Annotated in this window: 27 protein-coding genes and 1 tRNA gene; 1 reads left to right on the forward strand and 27 read right to left on the reverse strand. The window is 40.1% G+C overall.

Annotated elements, in window-relative coordinates:
- Positions 1–31: 31 nt before the first annotated feature.
- From ACT170_RS07595 to treP, 3 genes are all read right to left on the reverse strand, one after another.
- Complete coding sequence (locus ACT170_RS07595; RefSeq protein ID WP_444818183.1) at positions 32–1,927, reverse strand: M13 family metallopeptidase; 1,896 nt, start codon at positions 1,925–1,927, stop codon at positions 32–34.
- Positions 1,928–2,008: 81 nt separating this feature from the next.
- The gene (gene treC, locus ACT170_RS07600; protein ID WP_444818184.1) at positions 2,009–3,634 is read right to left on the reverse strand and encodes an alpha,alpha-phosphotrehalase; all 1,626 of its coding nucleotides are present in this window, start codon (positions 3,632–3,634) and stop codon (positions 2,009–2,011) included.
- Positions 3,635–3,688: 54 nt separating this feature from the next.
- Positions 3,689–5,638 carry a PTS system trehalose-specific EIIBC component gene (gene treP, locus ACT170_RS07605; RefSeq protein WP_048790854.1) on the reverse strand — a complete coding sequence of 650 codons (1,950 nt, stop codon included), beginning with the start codon at positions 5,636–5,638 and terminating at the stop codon, positions 3,689–3,691.
- 156 nt (positions 5,639–5,794) lie between these two features.
- Between treP and treR the strand changes: the two genes are divergently transcribed.
- Positions 5,795–6,505 carry a trehalose operon repressor gene (gene treR / locus ACT170_RS07610; protein WP_048790853.1) on the forward strand — a complete coding sequence of 237 codons (711 nt, stop codon included), beginning with the start codon at positions 5,795–5,797 and terminating at the stop codon, positions 6,503–6,505.
- 53 nt (positions 6,506–6,558) lie between these two features.
- On the opposite strand, the gene ACT170_RS07615 is transcribed toward treR, so the two are convergent.
- The 24 genes from ACT170_RS07615 to rplN form a co-directional block, all read right to left on the reverse strand.
- Positions 6,559–7,119 carry a TIGR01440 family protein gene (locus ACT170_RS07615; RefSeq protein ID WP_048790852.1) on the reverse strand — a complete coding sequence of 187 codons (561 nt, stop codon included), beginning with the start codon at positions 7,117–7,119 and terminating at the stop codon, positions 6,559–6,561.
- Between the two features lie 15 nt (positions 7,120–7,134).
- Positions 7,135–7,473, reverse strand: a complete 339-nt coding sequence (locus ACT170_RS07620; protein WP_080978435.1) for a hypothetical protein — start codon at positions 7,471–7,473, stop codon at positions 7,135–7,137.
- Between the two features lie 32 nt (positions 7,474–7,505).
- The gene (locus tag ACT170_RS07625; protein ID WP_021144704.1) at positions 7,506–7,862 is read right to left on the reverse strand and encodes a hypothetical protein; all 357 of its coding nucleotides are present in this window, start codon (positions 7,860–7,862) and stop codon (positions 7,506–7,508) included.
- 300 nt (positions 7,863–8,162) lie between these two features.
- The gene (locus ACT170_RS07630; RefSeq protein WP_002887043.1) at positions 8,163–9,044 is read right to left on the reverse strand and encodes a class II fructose-bisphosphate aldolase; all 882 of its coding nucleotides are present in this window, start codon (positions 9,042–9,044) and stop codon (positions 8,163–8,165) included.
- 145 nt (positions 9,045–9,189) lie between these two features.
- Positions 9,190–9,275 (reverse strand) — tRNA-Leu (locus tag ACT170_RS07635).
- A 191-nt stretch (positions 9,276–9,466) separates the two neighbouring features.
- Positions 9,467–10,762: a glutamyl-tRNA synthetase gene (locus ACT170_RS07640; RefSeq protein ID WP_048790851.1), complete on the reverse strand. Its 1,296-nt coding sequence runs from the start codon at positions 10,760–10,762 to the stop codon at positions 9,467–9,469.
- A 249-nt stretch (positions 10,763–11,011) separates the two neighbouring features.
- Positions 11,012–11,398 (reverse strand): 50S ribosomal protein L17, encoded by a 387-nt coding sequence (rplQ, locus tag ACT170_RS07645; protein WP_002885709.1) that lies wholly within the window; start codon positions 11,396–11,398, stop codon positions 11,012–11,014.
- A gap of 17 nt (positions 11,399–11,415) precedes the next feature.
- Positions 11,416–12,354: a DNA-directed RNA polymerase subunit alpha gene (locus ACT170_RS07650; protein WP_002885793.1), complete on the reverse strand. Its 939-nt coding sequence runs from the start codon at positions 12,352–12,354 to the stop codon at positions 11,416–11,418.
- Between the two features lie 48 nt (positions 12,355–12,402).
- Positions 12,403–12,786 (reverse strand): 30S ribosomal protein S11, encoded by a 384-nt coding sequence (gene rpsK / locus ACT170_RS07655; RefSeq protein WP_002885718.1) that lies wholly within the window; start codon positions 12,784–12,786, stop codon positions 12,403–12,405.
- A 26-nt stretch (positions 12,787–12,812) separates the two neighbouring features.
- Positions 12,813–13,178: a 30S ribosomal protein S13 gene (gene rpsM / locus ACT170_RS07660; RefSeq protein ID WP_002885820.1), complete on the reverse strand. Its 366-nt coding sequence runs from the start codon at positions 13,176–13,178 to the stop codon at positions 12,813–12,815.
- Between the two features lie 17 nt (positions 13,179–13,195).
- Positions 13,196–13,312, reverse strand: coding sequence for a 50S ribosomal protein L36 (gene rpmJ / locus ACT170_RS07665; RefSeq protein WP_000868345.1), 117 nt, complete (start codon positions 13,310–13,312; stop codon positions 13,196–13,198).
- Between the two features lie 25 nt (positions 13,313–13,337).
- Complete coding sequence (gene infA / locus ACT170_RS07670) at positions 13,338–13,556, reverse strand: translation initiation factor IF-1 (protein ID WP_001040189.1); 219 nt, start codon at positions 13,554–13,556, stop codon at positions 13,338–13,340.
- Positions 13,557–13,673: 117 nt separating this feature from the next.
- On the reverse strand, positions 13,674–14,312 hold the full coding sequence (locus ACT170_RS07675; protein WP_073949444.1) for an adenylate kinase: 639 nt from the start codon (positions 14,310–14,312) through the stop codon (positions 13,674–13,676).
- Positions 14,313–14,443: 131 nt separating this feature from the next.
- On the reverse strand, positions 14,444–15,739 hold the full coding sequence (gene secY, locus ACT170_RS07680) for a preprotein translocase subunit SecY (RefSeq protein WP_002892081.1): 1,296 nt from the start codon (positions 15,737–15,739) through the stop codon (positions 14,444–14,446).
- 16 nt (positions 15,740–15,755) lie between these two features.
- Positions 15,756–16,196 (reverse strand): 50S ribosomal protein L15, encoded by a 441-nt coding sequence (rplO, locus tag ACT170_RS07685; RefSeq protein ID WP_002885849.1) that lies wholly within the window; start codon positions 16,194–16,196, stop codon positions 15,756–15,758.
- Positions 16,197–16,323: 127 nt separating this feature from the next.
- Entirely contained in the window at positions 16,324–16,506 is a 183-nt protein-coding gene (gene rpmD, locus ACT170_RS07690) for a 50S ribosomal protein L30 (RefSeq protein ID WP_002885773.1), read from the reverse strand.
- 14 nt (positions 16,507–16,520) lie between these two features.
- Complete coding sequence (gene rpsE, locus ACT170_RS07695) at positions 16,521–17,015, reverse strand: 30S ribosomal protein S5 (RefSeq protein WP_002885626.1); 495 nt, start codon at positions 17,013–17,015, stop codon at positions 16,521–16,523.
- A gap of 18 nt (positions 17,016–17,033) precedes the next feature.
- The gene (gene rplR, locus ACT170_RS07700; RefSeq protein WP_002885810.1) at positions 17,034–17,390 is read right to left on the reverse strand and encodes a 50S ribosomal protein L18; all 357 of its coding nucleotides are present in this window, start codon (positions 17,388–17,390) and stop codon (positions 17,034–17,036) included.
- Between the two features lie 89 nt (positions 17,391–17,479).
- Positions 17,480–18,016 (reverse strand): 50S ribosomal protein L6, encoded by a 537-nt coding sequence (rplF, locus tag ACT170_RS07705; RefSeq protein ID WP_002887056.1) that lies wholly within the window; start codon positions 18,014–18,016, stop codon positions 17,480–17,482.
- A 126-nt stretch (positions 18,017–18,142) separates the two neighbouring features.
- Entirely contained in the window at positions 18,143–18,541 is a 399-nt protein-coding gene (rpsH, locus tag ACT170_RS07710) for a 30S ribosomal protein S8 (protein WP_002885642.1), read from the reverse strand.
- A 122-nt stretch (positions 18,542–18,663) separates the two neighbouring features.
- Positions 18,664–18,849, reverse strand: coding sequence for a type Z 30S ribosomal protein S14 (locus ACT170_RS07715; protein ID WP_001085699.1), 186 nt, complete (start codon positions 18,847–18,849; stop codon positions 18,664–18,666).
- Between the two features lie 17 nt (positions 18,850–18,866).
- Positions 18,867–19,409, reverse strand: a complete 543-nt coding sequence (gene rplE / locus ACT170_RS07720; RefSeq protein ID WP_002887058.1) for a 50S ribosomal protein L5 — start codon at positions 19,407–19,409, stop codon at positions 18,867–18,869.
- Positions 19,410–19,435: 26 nt separating this feature from the next.
- Positions 19,436–19,741 (reverse strand): 50S ribosomal protein L24, encoded by a 306-nt coding sequence (gene rplX, locus ACT170_RS07725; RefSeq protein ID WP_002885874.1) that lies wholly within the window; start codon positions 19,739–19,741, stop codon positions 19,436–19,438.
- An 80-nt stretch (positions 19,742–19,821) separates the two neighbouring features.
- Positions 19,822–20,190: a 50S ribosomal protein L14 gene (gene rplN, locus ACT170_RS07730; protein ID WP_002885711.1), complete on the reverse strand. Its 369-nt coding sequence runs from the start codon at positions 20,188–20,190 to the stop codon at positions 19,822–19,824.
- Position 20,191: the final 1 nt, after the last annotated feature.

Below are 20,191 nucleotides of genomic sequence, written 5' to 3' on the forward strand. Positions count from 1 at the left end.
TCCGTCCATTTTTGGACAGATTTCATCATTATTACCAAATAATCACGCGGTCTTCTGGGGCACGCCACATGCCGTCGCCCTCTTTAACGTCAAATTCCTTGTGGAATTCGTCGAAGTTGCTCACGATAACATTGGTGCGCCATTTGGCTGGAGCATGCACATCCACGCTAGCTAACATTTGCATGTATTCTTCACGTGCTTTCATACGCCAGATTGTCGCAAAATTAACAAAGAATTCATGAACTGAAAAATCCTTATCTCGTTTAGCTGCTTCTAAGGCACAGGCTACACCACCGAGGTCAGCAACATTCTCAGAAACAGTCAATTTACCATTGACCTTGGCACCATAAGAGTCCAAGCCCTCAAACTGATCCACAATCTTGTCAGTACGTTCCTTAAAGGCTGCATAGTCCTCTTCAGTCCACCAATTCTTAAGACTACCGTTCTCATCAAAGGAAGCACCATTTGTATCAAAGGCATGGGAAATCTCATGAGCAATGACAGCACCAATACCACCGTAGTTGGCTGATGACGATTGGTGAAGGTCATAGAAAGGTGCTTGAAGGATAGCTGCTGGGAAAACAATTTGGTTCTGCTGTGGATCATAGTAAGCATTAACCATGTGGGCAGGCATATGCCACTCACTACGATCAACAGGTTGATTCCACTTGCTCCAACTATGTGCAACTGAAATTTCGACTAACTTCTGTGCATTCTCAACAAGTGATAAGTTTTCATCAATAATCTTCTTATCATATGTCTCAGGTAGTTTTTCTGGATAACCGATATGAGGTGTGATGACATTGAGTTTCGTAATAGCCTTTTCACGTGTCTCAGGAGCCAACCAATCTGCTGTTTGAAGGCGTGATTTATAAACATCAATCATGGTTGCCACTTTGGCTTCAACGTCTGCTTTTGCTTCTGGTGAGAATTTTTCACCTGCATACCATAGTCCTAGAGCTTGATTGTAAGGGCCTTGTGCCAAATAGAAGGCAGCCTTTTTCTTTTCCATGGCTTGTGGTGTTCCTGAAAGCGCACGACCATATTTTCCAGCCAAGACACGAAGCTCGTCTGTCAAATAGGCATTCCAGGATGTAGCAGCATCAATAAGTAGAACTGCCTTTAATAATTCCCAGTTGGCTTCTGAATAGTATTCCGCCGCAAATTCTGTCCAGAAGCGCTCTTGAGGAACTATAACCTTATCAGGTACTTGACCCAAGATTTCTGTGAAGATGTTATCAAGTGGGAGTTCTGGTGCTAGCTTGGTAAAATCTGCCCAATCATATGGGTGGTAGAGCTCTACATACTCTGAAGATTCTTCGCGCGAAAGGACATACTTGGCCAACTTAGCATCAAGGGCGATAACCTTATCCAAGATATCTTTGATTTCCTCAGCTGTAAAGCCATATTTTTCCAAGAGTTCTTCTTGCGTCTCACGCCAAATTTCTAAAAGCTCCTTACCCTTCTCATTATCCTCCGTATAATAGGTCGTATCAGGCAAAATAATACCTGGTGCGTCAGCCCAGAGAACATTTAATTGAGCATTCATAAAATCCGGAGACACACCGAAAGGAAACTCATTAGGTTTACCGGCCATCTCGTAGTCAGCAATTTTCGAAGCAAATTCTGAAAATGACGAGAGTTGCTTGTATTCTTCAATCAAAGGCTTAACAGGCTCGATACCCACTGCCTCACGTTTGTCAAAGTCCGCAGCCATACGGTGAAACTTAATAAAATTTTGTAGAATGGCATTGTCAGGAACATTCTCTCCTGCCAACCATTGATCAGTTGTTTCAAGCATGAGGTCTTCAATTTCATCTGCTAAATCTGAGAAACCACCTGTACGTGGTTTGTCATCTGGAATCACTGCTGTCTTTTCCCACTCACCATTAATCGCATGGTAAAAATCATCTTGTAAGCGTGTCATTACACTTCCTCCATCAACATTAAAAGTGCTTTCATTATAACAAAATTCCCCAGCAAAAGCATTTACTGAGGAAAGTTTGGCTTATTTAACTAAGATTGCTAGGGTTTGATAAGGCTTAAGAATTACCTTTTCAGCAAGCTCTGCATCGGCATAGTTGGACAAGAGCACGCGCCCTGTTTGGTAGTCTTCTGGAATCGCTACTTCGACTTCACTTCCATAGAAATGATTGAGTACCAAAAGTTTTTGACCGTCTAAATGACGTTCAAAAGCGTAGATTTGTTGACTATCTTCCAGTGCTGGCAAGTAGCTACCTTCTGAAATAATCGGCATTTCTTTGCGCAAGCGAATCAATTCTTTATAGAAGGTAAAGATTGGTCCGTCGATTTCATTTTCAACGTTAATGTCTTTGTAAGATTTACCAGCTTTCAACCATGGAGTGCCTGTTGAAAAACCTGCATTTTCAGAAGCATCCCATTGCATAGGCGTACGTGAATTATCACGGGATTTGGCTTGAATGATTTGGAAGGCCTGCTCAGGTGACTTACCTTGATCCAAAAGCATCTGGTAAGCATTGATGGACTCGACATCCACATAATCTGCCATCGAATCATAGTCTGGATCAATCATGCCGATTTCTTCGCCCATATAGATATAAGGGGTCCCACGTGACAAGTTAATGCTAGCTGCGAGCATGGTCGCTCCTTCATTGCGGAAGTTCTTGATATCTACAAAGCGATTCAAGGCACGAGGTTGGTCATGGTTATTCCAGAAAAGGGCACTCCAACCACCACGTTCACTCATTTCCTTGCCCCAGGTATGATAGAGACGTTTAAGTTCTTCAAAATCAAATGAAGTAATGGTCCATTTTTGACCATCTTCATAGTCGACTTTCAGATGATGGAAGTTAAAGGCCATAGACAACTCGTGGCGCTCCGGTGCTGAATACAAAACACAGTTGTCAATGGTTGTCGATGACATCTCTCCAACTGTCATAAAGCTATCATCAGAACCAAATGTCGCTTCATTCATCATACGAAGATAGTCATGGACAATTGGTTTATCCGTATAAGCTGGTTTCCCTTCATTTTCAGGGCAATCCACCAAGACCTCATCTTTCCCAATCAAATTGATTACATCGAAACGGAATCCTTTGACGCCCTTGTCACGCCAGAAGTTGACCACTTTGAACAACTCCTTGCGGACATTGGGATTTCGCCAATTGAGGTCTGCCTGTGTTTCATCAAAGAGGTGAAGATAGTATTTCCCTGTATCTCCAAAAGGAGCCCAGGCAGAACCACCAAATTTAGATAACCAATCGGTTGGTTGGTCCTGAATGAAGAAGAAATCTTGGTAATACTTGTCACCAGCCAATGCTTTTTGGAACCACTCATGCTCCGTTGAGCAATGGTTAAGCACCATGTCTAGCATGAAGTCAATCTTGTGCTCTTTAGCGACACGGACCATTTCTTCAAAATCAGCCATATCCCCAAAGACAGGGTTGACGGCTGTGTAGTCTGAAATATCGTAACCATTGTCACGTTGTGGGCTTGGATAGAAAGGATTGAGCCAAACCATATCCACGCCCAACTCTGCTAGATAAGGAATCTTTTCAATGATTCCTCTGAAATCACCGATTCCTTTTCCTGTCGTGTCCTTATATGATTTTGGATAAATTTGGTATACGACCTTTGTTTTATCTAATGCCATTTATTTAACCTCTTTTTTATCAAAGGGTGGACCGTAACGTTTCCACCCCTTAGCTTATTTTGTTCGATGAGCGATCATGAGAACTTCACCACGTTTGATATCACGTGGAAGATCCCCTTCTACGTCTGCTTGGAAATCATCTTGATTTGTAATGATTACTGGAGTCTCAGTGACCAAACCAGCTTCTTTGATAACATCCATATCAAAGCTAATCAATTGTTGACCAACAACAACTTTATCACCTTGTTCAACATGAGCCTTAAAACCTTTTCCGTCAAGACTAACCGTATCCATACCAATGTGCATTAGCATTTCAACACCTTCTTCAGAAACAATGCCGACTGCGTGCTTAGTTGGGAAGAGTACTGTCACTGTACCATTTACTGGTGAAACCAATTCGCCTTGGCTTGGTTCAATCACGACACCTTGACCCATTACACCTGATGAGAAGACTGGGTCTGTGGCTTGACTAAGTGGTTTAACTTGGCCAGCAAGTGGGCTAACAACCTCTGCTGACTCAGCAAGAACCGTTGGTCGTACCAAACCTTCTGAAGCTTCTTTAAGCGCTTCTTGTGCATGCCCATCTTCCTCTGTTTTCGTTAAAAATCCAGTTTTGTGGAAGAGGAATGTCAATACCATAGCAACTACAATATCAACAATCATAATAATCGCAAAGATTGCCCAATATTGAGGTTTAATTGAGAGGATTGCTGGAAGACCACCGATACCAATAGAGTTTGCTTGAACTCCAAAAACCGCTGAAAGCAAGCCTGACAAGGCAGACGCAGACATACCTGCTACTAATGGATAGACATACTTAACGTTAACACCAAAAAGTGCTGGTTCAGTAACACCAAGATAAGCTGAAATAGTTGCCGGAAGTGAAATTTGTGCTTCACGTTCATCGTGACGTTTAATAAAGTAGTAAGCAAATACTGCTGAACCCTGTGCAATGTTAGAGAGAGCAATCATTGGCCATAAACCAGTACCACCAGCAGTACGCACCAACTCAAGGTCAATCGCATTAGTCATATGGTGAAGACCAGTGATAACAAATGGTGCATAGATGGCACCAAAGATTGCACCGAAGAGCCATTTAACAGGACCAGTCAAACCGGCCAATACCACACCTGAGATAAGGCCTCCAAGCCACCAACCAATTGGACCAAGAACAGCGTAAGAAAGGATAACTGCTGGAACCAATGACAAGAGTGGTACAAAAATCATTGAGATAACTTCTGGAATGTATTTACGCCAGAAAATTTCAAGGTAAGAAAGTGTTAAACCAGCCAAGAGGGCAGGAATAACTTGTCCTTGGTAACCAACTTTTTCAAAACCAAGGATAAAGTGTGGAATATCTCCTGCAGCCTTGTGAGCCGCATATTCATAGGCACTAAGCAAGCTAGGATGAACCAAGCAAATCCCAAGTACAATACCAAGAATTTGACTTGTCCCCATCTTACGAGAGACAGACCATGTGATACCTACTGGCAAGAAACCAAAGATAGCACCACTGATGACTGAAACAATTTCATTAACACCTTCCCAGAATTTCGAGACCTCAACAATTGTTTTACCACCTAGATTACTGAATTGGATACTACCCAAGACATTTTGCAGACCAAGAAGAAGCCCCCCAACAATCAAAGCTGGAATCAAAGGCGTAAAGATCTCCGCCAAGGTTGTCATAACACGCTGAACTGGGTTTTGGTTTCTCTTGGCAGCTGATTTAGCAGCTTCTTTAGAAACACCTTCAATCCCTGATACAGCAGTGAAATCGTTATAAAAGATTGGTACATCATTACCAATGATAACTTGGAATTGACCTGCATTGGTGAAAGTCCCCTTAACAGCAGGAATGGCTTCGATTGTTTTCACATCTGCCTTCTTGTCATCACCAAGAACGAAACGCATGCGCGTCGCACAGTGAGTAACAGCAGTCACATTTTCTTTACCACCGATTGCAGTAAGCAGATCTTTTGCTTCTTGTTCAAATTTACCCATTTGAATCTCCTTTTCTTTTTTGACAATATCTATTTGACTTGATAAACTGATTGTAAACGATTACAAATTTGTCTGCAAGTGTTCCGGGATTTTTTTAACATATTTTTGTAAAAAAACATCGGTTGTATGTTTTTTTACCTACAAATGAGGAGAAAGATGAAAAAATATCAGATTATTTATAAGGATTTAGAAAAAGCTATCCATGAGCAAAAGTATCAAGTGGGAGACTTCCTCCCCACTGAGCAAGAACTGGTTCAATCTTACCAGGTTAGTCGAGACACTATACGAAAGGCGTTAACCTTACTCGTTGAAGAAGGCTTGGTCAAAAAAATTCATGGCTCTGGTTCTCAGGTTATTAACCAGGAACAAATCAACTTTCCTGTATCTGACCTTACTAGTTACCAAGAACTAATAGAACAACAAGGCCTTAATTCGCAAACCAACGTTATTTCTCTGGATAAAATCATCGTTGATTCCAAACTCTCAGAAAGAACTGGTTTTTCTAATAGCCGACAGATCTGGCGTGTTGTTCGTCAAAGAGTCGTTGGTAGCTGTGCCTCTGTTATAGATATTGATTACCTAGACGCCAGCCTTGTTCCGCAACTAAACCGTAGCATTGCTGAATACTCTATTTACGACTACATTGAGAATCAACTCAACCTTAGCATTTCCCACGCCTTTAAAGAAATCACTATCGATAACGCTACCGATCAAGATAAGATTCTTATCGACCTAGGTAAGGACCAGCACGTCGTCTGTGTCCGTTCAAAAGTTTATTTAAACAATGGAAAACAGTTCCAATTTACGGAAAGTCGCCACAAACTTGAAAAATTCAAATTTGTTGATTATGCCAAGCGCCATCATTAAAACGAAAAGCTCAGCTAACAGAAAAAGTATCGGACAAGAATGTCCGATACTTTTTAGTTTTTACGAATAGGATCTGCTAGATACTCCGCACGAGCGCCACCAATTAACTTAGGACGACTCGCCAAAGCAGTCACATGGGCACCGCCTAATTCTGGAATAATCGGACGAAGAGGAACTTGGATCCTCTTCACATGCATACCAATAGAGGTATCCCCAATATCAATACCAGCCTGAGCGACAATTTCCTCCACCTCAACAGGATCCTTCATATAGTCGAAAGCAGCCAGCTGACCACTTCCCCCAGCGTGCAAGGTAGGAAGAACATTAACAATTTCCAAATCTTTAGCCATGGCAAGCTCACGCTCGACAACCAAAGCACGATTCAAATGTTCACAGCCCTGAACAGCCAAATAAATCCCTTTAGGTTCCAAAACCTCAAGAATAGTTTTCACAATTCGTTGACCAATTTCGCGGCTAGAGGCTTTGCCGATAGTCCCACCAGCAACCTCACTGGAAGACAGGCCCAAGACAAAGATAGCTCCTCTCCCAATAGCTGAACGTTCAACAATATCTTCTACAAGCACACGTGTCTTCTCTTCTAAATCTAGCAACATCACAACAGCCCTCCTTTAGACAACAGCTGTATTCAGGATTCGCACAATAAGATAGTACAGAATCACAAAAAAGACAAGGAAAAATGCCCCTAATAATAATAACTGCCTACGACGTTTCTTACTTAGGTCCCAGGAGAAACCAAATCCCATCAAAAAAGGACCAACACTATAACTTAGCATAAACCATAAATCTACACGTGTTATATGCCAAAAAGAAGAAATAAAGGCCGCCAAACCTATTAAGGATAAGATCCAAGAATAGTCCCAACGATCTGGTTTAGCAAAAGCCAAGCCTATTAAGAAGCAGCCCAAGGCAGGCATGATAATAAATGATAGGGTCATAAAATAAAACATGCCATTATTATAGCATGTTTTACAGTTTCATGTTAGTGGCGGTTAATAACACCATAAGCAATAGTGAATGCAATAGCAGCAATACCTACAACGATTGCCATGATAGCCCAAAAAATAGTCATCGCACGGCGTCCCTTACGATTGTTAAAAGGAAGTCCCCAACCAATCATGATAACACCTAGCAATCCAAGCCAGATTTTATAAGTGATAACAATCGCCGAATCAAAATAGGCAAAAGCAACCAAACCTAAACCTAGCAAAGAAATCAAATAAGACCACTTACCCTTCAAAAATGAAGGCAAGGCCCAACCAAATAACACTAAACCTAGTAGAGCAAGAGCTCCACCACCAAAAAATACAGGTACAATATAATTATCAAACATATTCATATTATAGCATATCTTAAAAAGTTAGGAAATAGAATCTATCAACCAAAGCCATATCCACTCTTTAAAATTGTTTACTCTCAATCACAGATTGATTGGCAGATACTAACTATTTATTTTAGTACAAAAAAACAAGATCCGAAAAGGACCTTGTTTTAATAAACTAATTAAGCTTTGTTTGCGCTACTTCTATAATCAAAACGAACTGAAATTTAGAAATCGGGGGCAAAATGGGGGCAAAACACAAGAAAAAGGCTTGCCCACATTGGACAAACCCTTTATTTTCAAGCTTATATAGTCTAATTAAGCTTTGTTTGCTGAACCGAATACGTCGATACGTTCTTCAACAGCTTCTGTAATAGCTTCGAAACCTGGTTTCAAGAATTTACGTGGGTCGAAGAGTTTCTTCTTGTCGTATTCTGCTTCATTTGCTTCGTATTCAGCAACAAATTTACGTGTTGCGTTAGCAAATGCGATTTGACATTCAGTGTTAACGTTAACTTTAGCAACACCAAGTTTGATAGCTGCTTGGATTTGATCGTCAGGAATACCTGATCCACCGTGCAATACGATTGGGAAGTTAGGAACAGCTTCTGTCAATTTTTGCAAGTGGTCAAGGTGAAGTCCGCTCCAGTTTTCTGGGTAAGGACCGTGGATGTTACCGATACCTGCTGCAAGGAAGTCGATACCAGTTGCAACCATAGCTTTAGCATCTTCGATTGGTGCCAATTCACCATCACCGATGATACCATCTTCTTCACCACCGATTGTACCAACTTCAGCTTCAACTGATACACCGTTAGCGTGTGCAAATTCAACAACTTTAGCTGCTTTTTCAAGGTTTTCTTCAACTGGAAGGTGTGAACCGTCAAACATAACTGAAGTGTAACCTACACGGATACATTCCAAAGCATCATTGTAGTGACCGTGGTCAAGGTGAATAGCAACTGGTACAGTGATACCCATTGATTCAACCAATTCTTCGATGAGAACTTTACACAATTTGTAACCACCCATGTACTTAGCTGCACCCATAGAAGTTTGGATAAGTACTGGAGCTTGTTTAGCTTCTGCTGCACGCAAGATAGCTTGAGTCCACTCAAGGTTGTTTGTGTTAAATCCACCAACTGCGTAACCATTATCACGAGCTGCTTGGACAAATTTTTCTGCTGAAACGATTGCCATTATAAAGGCCTCCTATATTTTTTTGGGTTTGAACCCGTTTACAAGTTTATTCTATCACAATTAGACTCAAAAAACTAGCTTTTCTACAATTTGTAAGCGTTTTGATTTTTTAATACAAAAAAACCAGTCATCTGACTGGTTACTCTGCGGAAAGAGGGACTTGAACCCTCACGACCTAAAGCGGTCACAGGATCCTTAGTCCTGCGCGTCTGCCAATTCCGCCATTTCCGCTAACAACATTAGTTATTATATCAAGATTGACAACTCGTGTCAATACTTTTTTTGAAAGTTTTTATAACTTTCTCTTGTCTCTTTCGAAACAACTACTATATAATACCATTTATTGTTTACTGACGTCAATACTTTTTTGCCTTTTTTTAAATTTTTTAGCAAAAGTTATCTATTATATCTTTTATCAAAGGTTAAGCTAAACTCTTATTCAGTTTATCTAATTTCTCTCTAAGGGGAGCTAAGTAGACTTCTTCTCCAAAACCACGCGATTTTAAGCCATCCTCAGCACAAGCCAATAACGATTCTGTCAAAGGTAAAATCATTTTGAGGTCCGTAGCAGAAATATCCTTTTTCGAAAATAAACGACGAATTTTAGGAAAATCATAGTCAAATGCTTCAAAAAAAGATGCGTCATTCAAAATATTTTCTAGATTTTCCAAATTGACTAAAAGACCAAGGTGAAAAGCTGCTGGTGCAAAGGTTGATGAGAAAGGTTGGGTACAAACACTGCGAAACTCAATCGTCCCTCGTGTCGTTAAATCTTGGAATTGATAAGAACGGTGAGTCTTAAAATCTTCCTCACTTGGCTCAATAGTGACTACTTCGCCATGAATAGAGTGTGCTTTGACAGATGACGTACTTAGATAGTCTTTAGCACGTATTGGTTCAAAATAGTAGGTTTCATCACCACGCTTAGCAGTAAAAATGGCCGTCTCAGACAAGTAAGAAAAATAGTGATCTTCGCTCTTAAACACCTTGGGAAATACCCCTGCATTTTCCTCAAAAACACCATGCATGGAATTCTCCCAGAAAACATCACGAGAAAGCGCTAAATCCCAATCTGAGCCCCAAAATTCAGAGTTTGCCAATAATACTGCTTTGGGTCCCTCTATTTGATTAAAAGCATTTAAAACCCTTAAATAGGACGTTTTTGAAACATCTAACTGTACCTGACTCCCACAGATGAAAGAACCATATTCTGGATAATCATGAAAGAAAGGATCGTTCTTTGCTTTAGATAACTCGAGAAAATCCATAAGCATCTCATAACGAGGAGATTTAACAGGTCTGTTGTCATTTTTTGCCCAGTTTGGATTCACTCCCCAACCTTGCAACTCATGATTATGATTCTGAAGATAAGGTTGAATTATACCGAGGTAAGTATCCAAACGTTCCTCAACCTCAGAGATTCTTTCAGCCTTTGCAAAAGCAAACTCAATCGTATTGTAGGAGACTTCAAAAAGAATCATATCTCCAGAAGCTTTATCGATAAGCTGAATGGGATTATTATCAGAATCATACTTATCAGCTTGAAAATCAAAATTATCTAAGAGATAGACTAGTAACTGTTTTGTAAGAGAGACATCTGTAGCATTACCACTCAAATTAACAACTGGGTATTCCAACTCAATCCCCACAAATAATTCCGGTTGCTCCTTAATTGGCTCATAATACCTTTGCTTAAGCAGTTCCTTGGCTGTTGTCAAAATAATGTCCCCCTTTTTGAAATAAGCTTATTCCATTATATCAAAATATTCAGACGATTTATAGCCCAAAAAAACGCCTGCTTACGAAAAATAACAGTATTACCTTTCGTAAACAAGCGTTACATGCTTATTTATTCCCATTTTTATGATGAGTGTTCCCGCTAGGCGTTTGCCCAGCGGTAGACCAGAGCTAGACTAAGAAAAGCTAAGCTATTCCATCATCATAACACTCAACAAAATTGATAAAAATTAAACAAGTTCGATGATTGCCATTGGGGCAGCATCGCCACGACGTGGTTCTGTTTTAAGGATACGAGTGTATCCACCGTTACGTTCAGCATAACGAGGTGCGATTTCTGAGAAAAGTTTTTGAAGAGCAGTTGTTGATGTATATTTATCAGTTGCTTCATCATAGCTTTCAGATGCAATTTCGTTACGTACAAATGCAGCTGCTTGACGACGTGCGTGCAAATCACCACGTTTACCAAGAGTGATCATTTTTTCAACTGTTTTACGGATTTCTTTAGCACGTGCTTCAGTTGTAACGATTGCTTCGTTAATGATAAGATCTGTAGTCAAATCACGAAGAACCGCTTTACGTTGTGAGCTTGTGCGTCCAAGTTTACGGTAAGCCATGTTATCCTCCTATATTATTATTTATCGTTTTTGAGTCCAAGTCCAAGATCAGCCAACTTAACTTTGACTTCTTCAAGAGATTTACGACCTAGGTTACGGACTTTCATCATTTCAGGCTCAGTTTTTTCTGTCAAATCATGAACGGTATTAATACCGGCACGTTTCAAACAGTTATATGAGCGTACAGACAAATCAAGTTCTTCGATGGTACGGTCAAGCACCTTTTCATCGTTCACTTTTTCAGTTTCTTTCATTACATCAGTGGCTTTAGCAACGTCAGTAAGGTCAGTAAACAAGTTCAAGTGTTCAATCAAAACGCGAGCCGAGAGACCGAGGGCATCTTCAGGGATGATTGTTCCGTTTGTCATGATTTCGATTGTCAATTTATCAAAACCATCATTGCTACCTACACGGGCAGGTTCAACTTGATAATTGACTTTCTTCACTGGTGTGTAGATTGAATCTACAGCCAATGTTCCCACTGGTGCATCATCTTTCTTGTTTTCATCTGCTGGAACATAACCACGGTTTGTAGCTACAGTCATAGTCGCTTTCAAAGAAGCGCCGTCAGCGATAGTGAAAAGATAATGATCAGGGTTAACAATTTCAATGTCGCTATCAGTCAAGATGTCTCCAGCAGTAACTTCAGCTGGACCTTGGACATCAAGTTCAATTGTCTTTTCGTCTTCGACGTAAGATTTTACAGCAAGTCCTTTAATATTAAGGATGATTTGCATCACGTCTTCACGGACGCCTGGTACGGTATCAAATTCGTGGAGTACTCCATCAATCTTAATTGATGTTACGGCAGCACCTGGAAGTGATGACAAAAGTACACGACGAAGAGAGTTACCCAAAGTTGTACCATAACCACGTTCTAGTGGTTCGATGACAAATTTGCCGTAATCTTTATTTTCATCAATTTTTGTTATTATTGGTTTTTCAAACTCAATCATTTATTATACTCCCTCGAAACGAACCTTGTGTACTATTGTTATTAAAGATTACACACGACGACGTTTTGGAGGACGACAACCATTATGTGGTACAGGTGTTACATCACGGATTGCTGTTACTTCAAGACCTGCAGCAGCAAGAGCACGGATAGCAGACTCACGACCTGAACCAGGACCTTTAACAGTTACTTCAACTGTTTTAAGACCATGTTCTTGTGCAGATTTAGCAGCAGCTTCTGAAGCCATTTGTGCAGCAAATGGTGTAGATTTACGAGAACCTTTGAAACCAAGAGCACCAGCTGATGACCATGCTACAGCGTTACCATGCACATCTGTAATCATAACAATAGTGTTATTGAAAGTAGCGTGAATGTGAGCAATACCAGATTCGATATTCTTTTTCACACGACGTTTACGTGTTGGTTTAGCCAATGTTTTTACCTCCTATTTTATTTTAATTATTTTTTCTTACCTGCAATCGCAACAGCTTTCCCTTTACGAGTGCGGGCATTGTTTTTAGTGTTTTGTCCACGGACAGGAAGTCCACGACGGTGACGGATACCACGGTATGAACCGATTTCCATCAAACGTTTGATGTTAAGGTTAACTTCACGACGAAGGTCACCTTCAACTTTGATTGCATCCACTTCGCGACGGATAGCGTCTTCTTGATCGTTTGTCAAATCTTTAACGCGGATGTCTTCAGAAACGCCTGCAGCAGCCAAGATTTTCTTAGATGTTGCAAGTCCGATACCGTATACGTAAGTAAGTGAAATTACTACACGTTTATCGTTTGGAATGTCAACTCCAGCAATACGAGCCATGATTTCTCCTTTCTATATTATCCTTGACGTTGTTTGTGTTTTGGATTTGTTGGACAAATTACCATAACACGACCGTTACGACGAATAACTTTACAGTATTCGCAAATTGGTTTAACCGATGGTCTTACCTTCATGTTTTAATCCCTCCAATTATTTCGATTATTTAAAGCGGTATGTGATGCGTCCACGTGTCAAATCATAAGGACTCATTTCAACAGTCACACGGTCACCGACCAAAATACGAATGTAGTTTTTACGGATTTTACCAGAAACTGTCGCCAAAATTTGGTGTCCATTTTCCAATTCAACAGTAAACATAGCATTAGGCATAGTTTCTACAACTTTACCTTCAATTTCAATCACGTCTTCTTTTGCCACGCAAAAGTACCCCCTAAAATTTCGATTTGATTTCCTCTGAGCACAGAGGTAACAATTATAAGTCAGACTAAAGTATTATAACATGCTTAAGTCTGATACGCAAGTAAGATTATATAATTATTTAATTGCTGCAATCGCTTTTTTAACATCAGCGAATACATCGTCGATATCTTGATTACCTTGAATATCTGATACAAGACCAAGCTCACGGTAATGTGCAATAATTGGCTCACCTTGAGCAATGTTTACGTCAAGACGACGTTTAACAGTTTCAGGCTTGTCATCTTCACGTTGGTAATAGTCTTCTTCCTTGTAGTCAGCTGGTGGGTTGAATACTTTATGGTAAGTTTCACCTGTTTCGCGGTGAATAATACGACCACTCAAGCGTTCAAGAAGGCAAGATGGATCCACTTCGATATTGATTACTCCCTCAAGCTTCAAACCAAGATCAACCAAGATTTGATCCAAGGCATGAGCTTGTTCGATCGTGCGAGGAAAACCATCCAAAAGGAATCCTTTTTCCTTAATGTCGTCTTGAGCTAAACGCTCTTTAACGATTCCGTTTGTTACTTCATCTGGTACCAATTCACCTTTATCGATGAATGATTTTGCCAAAGTTCCCATTTCTGTTTGGTTAGCCATAGCAGCACGGAACATATCACCAGTTGAGATGTGAGCTACACCAAATTCCTCAACAATTTTTGCAGCTTGAGTCCCTTTACCAGCACCTGGTAGACCCATAATTAAAAGATTCATCTTACGAACTCCTTATTTTTGTTTTCAAATAACTCTATCAAGGTTTTAACACATTGGTAGAGTTATCAAAAAACAAAAGAGAAGGGACAGAAAGTAACCTTTCTTTCCCTCTCAATTGTTCATGAGAAGACTTAGTCTTCAAGATTCATAAATCCAACGTACTGACGTTTCAATAGGTAACCTTCGAGTTGTTTCATACCTTCGATACCAGTTGAAATCAAGATCAAGAGAGATGTACCACCAAGCGCGATCGAGCTTGTAAGGTGCATAAACTGTTGAGCCGCAATTGGAGCCAATGAAATAAACGCGAGAAATACAGCCCCGATTGTTGCCAATCTCTTAAGCAATGAAGACATGTACTTTTCAGTCTCACGACCTGGACGAACACTAGGAATGTAAGATCCATTCTTTTGAAGATTTTCAGCAGTTTTTTCAGGATTTACTTGGACAAATGTGTAGAAGAATGAGAATAAGATAATCAATATCGCGTAAGTAATCATTCCACTAGGTGTATTATACGAGAGTAGTCCTTGTAAGTGTGATAACCATGTAACCTTCGAGAAGAATGGAAGAATAGTACTAGGAATTGTTGTAATCGAGCTAGCAAAGATAACGGGAATAACACCAGCTGGATTTACTTTCAATGGAAGGTAAGAACTCGTTGGAGCCCCCTGAACCAATTTAGTATATTGAATTGGAATTTGATATTCTGCCTGTTGAACAAATGTCGTAAAGAAGACAATCGCCAAACCTACCACAATTAACAAAGCAACTATGATATATGAACGAGTCAATTCTCCTGAACGAACATTGACAAAGAAATCCTCGTAAATCGTTGAGAACATTTTTGGAATAGAAGCAATGATCCCTGAAAAGATAATCATTGACACACCATTACCAAAACCTTTATCTGTGATTTGTTCACCAAGCCATGTCACAATTATGCTACCAGCAGTTAGAATTGTCCCAATCAATAGGTAGGTTGAAACATTTGGTGTTTTAACCAATGAAATTGATGAGAGAGTATTAAAACTTGCTGTAATACCAATCGATTGAACAAAGGCTAAAACAAGAGTAATATAGCGAGTCGCTTGGTTCAATTTACGACGACCAACTTCCCCTTGTTTGCCCCACTCCACAAATTTCGGATAGATATCCATCTGCAAAAGTTGGACGATGATTGATGCTGTAATGTAAGGACTAACCCCCATCGAGAAGATTGAGAAGTTATTCATGGCATTACCAGACACCAAGTTAAGCATGTTCAAGAAAGGTAAATCACTTAATTGTTTCAAACTTTCCGCATTGATACCAGGAACTGTTACATGAGTCCCTACACGAAAAACGAAAATAATGAAGATTGTAAATAAAATCTTATTACGAACGTTTTTGACTTTCAATGCGTCTTTTAATAGTTTAAAGAACATAATGAGTTACCCCTCATTAGATGACTTCGATTGAACCACCTTTAGCAGTGATAGCTGCTTCAGCAGATTTTGAGAATTTAGCTGCTTTAACAGTCAATTTCTTAGTCAATTCGCCGTTACCAAGAACTTTAACGCCTGATTTTTCAGCACGAACGATTCCAGCTTCTTTAAGAACTGCTGGAGTTACTTCTGTACCATCTTCAAAGACGTTCAATTGATCAAGGTTTACAAGTGCATATTCTTTAGCGTTGATGTTAGTGAATCCGCGTTTTGGAAGACGACGGAACAATGGAGTTTGTCCACCTTCAAATCCTGGACGTACGCCACCACCGCTACGAGCTTTTTGACCTTTTTGACCACGGCCTGAAGTTTTACCGTTACCAGATGAAGTACCACGACCTACACGGTTGCGGACTTTACGAGAACCTTCAGCAGGTTTCAATTCATGAAGTTTCATTATTTTTTTCTCCTCTTTTTGTAAAATGCTAGCGCCTCTAACCAAGTAAGGTAGCTTGATTAGAAACTCGCCTATACATGAAGTTCAGTTTAAGTCGCAAGGTAACCCTCACGACTTAAATCAATTTTTATTTAACGTCTTCTACAGTTACCAAGTGAGATACTGCGTTGACCATACCACGGATAGCAGCGTTGTCTTCTTTAACAACTGAGCTATTCAATTTACCAAGTCCAAGAGCAACAACTGTTTTACGTTGTTCTGGTTTGCGTCCGATTGGAGACTTAGTCAAAGTAATTTTAATTTGAGCCATTGTTATCTCCTTTCTTATGCCAAGTCAGATACTGAGATGCCACGAAGAGCCGCAACTTCTTCAGCACGTTTAAGTTGTTTCAATCCTTCAACAGTCGCACGAACGATGTTGATTGGAGTGTTTGAACCGAGTGATTTAGATGTTACATCAGCAACACCAGCCAATTCGATGACGGCACGAACTGCACCACCAGCGGCAACCCCAGCCCCTTCAACAGCTGGTTTCAACAATACTTTCGCTCCACCAAATTCTGAACGAACTTCGTGAGGAATAGTTGTACCAACCATAGGAACTTCGATAAGGTTTTTCTTAGCTGCTTCAACTGCTTTACGGATAGCTTCTGGAACCTCTTGAGATTTACCAGTACCAAATCCTACGCGACCATTACGGTCACCAACAACAACAAGAGCAGCAAAACGCATGTTGCGTCCACCTTTTACAACTTTAGTAACACGGTTGATAGCAACTACGCGTTCTTCAAGTTCTACTGCATTATCTTTAAATGCCATTATTAAGTGTCCTCCCTATTAGAATTTCAATCCGTTTTCACGAGCTGAGTCAGCCAAAGCTTTAACACGTCCGTGATAGAGATATCCACCGCGGTCAAACACCACTTCAGAAATACCTTTAGCTACTGCGCGTTCAGCAACAAGTTTACCGACAACAACGGCTTGTTCTGTTTTAGTTCCTTTAGAAACTTCTTTATCAAGAGTTGATGCACTTGCGAGCGTTACACCCGCTACGTCATCAATAACTTGAGCGTAGATGCCTGTATTAGAACGGAAAATGTTCAAACGTGGGCGATCAGCAGTTCCAGAGAGTTTTCCGCGAACGCGACGGTGGCGTTTTTGGCGGAGTTTGTTTTTATCTGGTTTCGAAATCACAATTTTCACCTCTTAATTATAATGCTAGCTCATGAGAGCTTTTGGTAAAGAGACAATCCACAAAGAATTGCCATAAGGATAAAATCCTATTATTTACCAGTTTTACCTTCTTTACGACGTACGTATTCACCAACGTAACGGATACCTTTACCTTTGTAAGGTTCTGGTGAACGAAGGCTACGGATGTAAGCTGCTGTTTGACCAACAACTTCTTTGTTAATACCACTTACAACGATTGAAGTTGCAGATGGTACTTCAAAAGTAATACCCTCTGGAGCTTCAACCTCGTCTTGGTGAGATTTACCAACTGAAAGAACAAGTTTTGTTCCTTGGAGTTGCGCACGATATCCGACACCGCGCATTTCAAGTTCTTTTTTGAAACCTTCAGAAACACCAACAACCATGTTGTTCAAGTTTGCACGTGAAGTACCGTGGATTGTTTTGTTTTCTTTTGAGTCGTTTGGACGGTGAAGTGTAACTTCATTGCCTTCAACTTTGATTTCAATGTTTTTGTTAAACTCACGAGTGAGTTCGCCTTTAGGTCCTTTAACAGTAACAACGTTATCGTTGTTTGTTACTTCAACACCAGCAGGCAAAGTAATAACTTTATTACCAATACGTGACATAGTATTTAATTCTCCTGTTAGATTATCAAGCCACAAAGTGACTAGTTTTCACGGGGATGAGTTTCATAGAATATAATCAACGAAACTCGCACAAATCATTTGAGATAAGTGCTTAGTATCAGCTTCTTACCAAACGTAAGCGATAACTTCTCCACCAACGTTCTTTTGACGAGCTTCTTTATCAGTCAAAAGACCTTCTGAAGTAGAGATGATCGCGATTCCAAGTCCGTTAAGAACTTTAGGAACATCTTCACGTTTAGAGTAAACACGAAGACCTGGTTTAGAAATACGTTTCAAGTTAGTGATAACACGTTCACCGTTTTGTCCGTATTTCAAGAATACGCGGATGATACCTTGTTTGTCATCTTCGATAACTTCAACATTTTTTACGAAACCTTCACGTTTAAGGATTTCAGCGATACCTTTTTTAATGTTTGATGCAGGTACTTCAAGTACTTCGTGTTTAGCTTGGTTAGCGTTACGAATACGTGTCAAGAAATCTGCAATTGGGTCAGTCATAACCATTTTATATTTTCTCCTCTTACTAGTAGTTTGAATAATTCACTTGCTAGTTAATGATTGAGCTAGGCTCAGATTGTGTTAAATACATTCAAATTAGGTGAAACTAACTTAAATGTACCATGTTTTTACCAAGAAGCTTTGGTAACACCTGGAATTTGACCTTTGTAAGCCAATTCACGGAAGCAAACACGGCAAAGTTTAAATTTGCGATAAACTGAGTGTGGACGTCCACAACGTTCGCAACGAGTGTAAGCTTGCGTAGAGAACTTCGCAGGGCGTTTGTTCTTAGCAATCATTGATTTTTTAGCCAATTTATTTACCTCCTAGATTATTTTGCAAAAGGCATTCCAAGGCCTTTAAGCAATTCACGACCTTCTTCGTCAGTGTTAGCAGTAGTTACGATAACGATATCCATACCACGTACTTTATCAACATCGTCGAAGTTGATTTCTGGGAAGATAAGTTGTTCTTTAACACCAAGTGTGTAGTTACCACGTCCATCGAATGATTTAGTTGGAACACCATGGAAGTCACGAACACGTGGAAGTGATACTGATACCAATTTATCCAAGAATTCGTACATGCGTTCACCACGAAGGGTAACTTTAGCACCGATCGCTACACCTTCACGAAGACGGAAGCCAGCGATTGATTTCTTAGCTTTAGTAATCAATGGTTTTTGACCTGAAATAAGTGCCAACTCAGCAGCAGCTTTTTCAAGAGTTTTAGCGTTGTTTACAGCTTCACCAACACCCATGTTGATAACGATTTTATCAACTTTTGGCACAGCCATAACTGAAGAATAATTGAATTTTTCAGTCAAAGCTGGAATTACTTCGTTAGTGTATTTTTCTTTAAGACGGTTAGCCATTTAATACTTTCTCCTTTCCTTCGTGATTAGTCAAGCACTTCGCCTGATTTTTTGTTGTAACGAACTTTTTTGCCGTCAACAACTTTGTAACCTACACGTCCAGCTACACCGTTCTTGTCAAGAACTTGAACGTTTGAAGCGTGGATTGGTGCTTCTTTTTCCACAATAGCACCTTGAGGGTTTTCAGCTGATGGTTTTTGGTGTTTTTTGATGATTGCAACACCTTCAACAACAACTTTGTTTACTTTTGGAAGAGCTTTAAGAACTACTGCTTCAGTTCCTTTGTCTTTACCAGCAATAACGCGAACTTTATCGCCTTTTTTTACAAACATTTGAGTATTTCTCCTATTATTTCTTACGCCCTAATGGGCACCCTGAACATTTCAGGGGACTAAGTTTGTGTTAATTCAGATTAAAGTACTTCTGGCGCCAAAGATACGATACGCATGTATCCACCTTCACGCAATTCACGTGCAACAGGGCCAAAGATACGAGTTCCACGAGGAGTTTTGTCATCGCGGATGATTACTGCAGCGTTGTCATCAAACTTGATGTATGAACCGTCTGGACGGCGAGCACCAGTTTTTGTACGAACGATAACAGCTTTAACAACATCACCTTTTTTAACAGCTCCACCTGGTGTAGCTTGTTTAACAGTTGCAACGATAACGTCGCCGATGTTAGCGAATTTACGTCCTGAACCACCAAGAACTTTGATAGTCAAGATTTCACGAGCACCGCTATTATCAGCAACTTTTAAGCGACTTTCTTGTTGAATCATT

Source organism: Streptococcus sp. cx1, assembly GCF_052384325.1.
GTDB lineage: Bacteria > Bacillota > Bacilli > Lactobacillales > Streptococcaceae > Streptococcus > Streptococcus salivarius_G.